This window comes from Bartonella sp. AP72JLCBS, assembly GCF_042195705.1.
Classification (GTDB): Bacteria; Pseudomonadota; Alphaproteobacteria; order Rhizobiales; family Rhizobiaceae; genus Bartonella.
The window spans coordinates 1-1,005 of record NZ_JBHIOU010000078.1 but is presented as its reverse complement, the minus strand read 5'-3'; the positions used below and the strand labels follow the sequence as shown (position 1 = coordinate 1,005).

General features: G+C 41.1%; 2 protein-coding genes. Both read right to left on the bottom strand.

The features are described 5' to 3' along the window. Window positions 1–32: 32 nt before the first annotated feature. Window positions 33–251: a hypothetical protein gene (locus tag ACFILO_RS09480; protein ID WP_375640850.1), complete on the bottom strand. Its 219-nt coding sequence runs from the start codon at window positions 249–251 to the stop codon at window positions 33–35. A gap of 120 nt (window positions 252–371) precedes the next feature. Continuing rightward, entirely contained in the window at window positions 372–995 is a 624-nt protein-coding gene (locus ACFILO_RS09475; RefSeq protein ID WP_375678213.1) for a lambda exonuclease family protein, read from the bottom strand. Window positions 996–1,005: the final 10 nt, after the last annotated feature.

The window sequence follows — 1,005 nt, the reverse complement described above, 5'->3', positions numbered from 1 at the left end:
AGATGAGGAGGACGTGGTTTTGGCATGGTATTTTACATCTTAAAGAGTGCGGTTTCGTAATATTCATTCTTTGACAAATCTAAAAGTTTGTCTGGGTGGCTAACTGAATTTGGTATTGGAATATCTGCTTTAAGATAGATAAGCAGTTCACCGGTAGGTTTGATTTCTATGAGTTCGCATTTTTGCTTTTTTGCTTCTCTTAAAGCTCGTGCAATGTCTGCTTGCGTTATGATAGCTTTACGAGGCGCCATATCTTTTCTCCTTACATTGAGATGCAATTCACATGTGGCGTGAATCACGCATTACTTGAAAGTTGTTAGGAAGGGTGGGGGTGCTTGTAGATATGCGGGGAACAAAACACCCCCATAAGGTTAAGCAGCTTTTGTTGAGAGTTGTTTTATCTCTCGTTCTATCTCTGCTAAAAAGGTTTCAACAACTTGATTGATCTGTTCAATTTGTTGATCATCACGGAGAACACGCTTGACTTTCATACGCAAGTGAAAGAATTCCCCCGTAAAACGTGGGTCATAGCTAACGAAATCACACCATTTTCGTCCTGTACAAGCCATTTGGAATTGCATTTGTGCGTGATATTCTGGTTTGATTTCGTCACCTATACAAAAGCGCATATGTGTTACTGATCTCGGGCATTTGACTTCGATTAAACCGTCTTCTCCAATGAGACCATCGGGGCTAGCCCCCGCCATTTCTATTGTGGGGTGTTGGATAAAGCCGCACTTTGTTATATTGGCATCATAAATGAAGCCATATTCTCTCAAGGCATCTTCTTCATGTTCAATACCCCATCTCATATCTTCAGTTTCATAATAAGGGCTTGTTTCGCCTGTTAAGCGCTCCGTTATGAGTTTGATTTTGTAGTCTTCATATTTGCTCGTAGGCAATCCTTTTGCTGTCTTACTGATAATGTTGTAAACATTAGATGCGGTGACTTTACCCAAGCGCGCTTGAAACCATTCTGCTGTTCTTTGTTCCATCTCACACCGC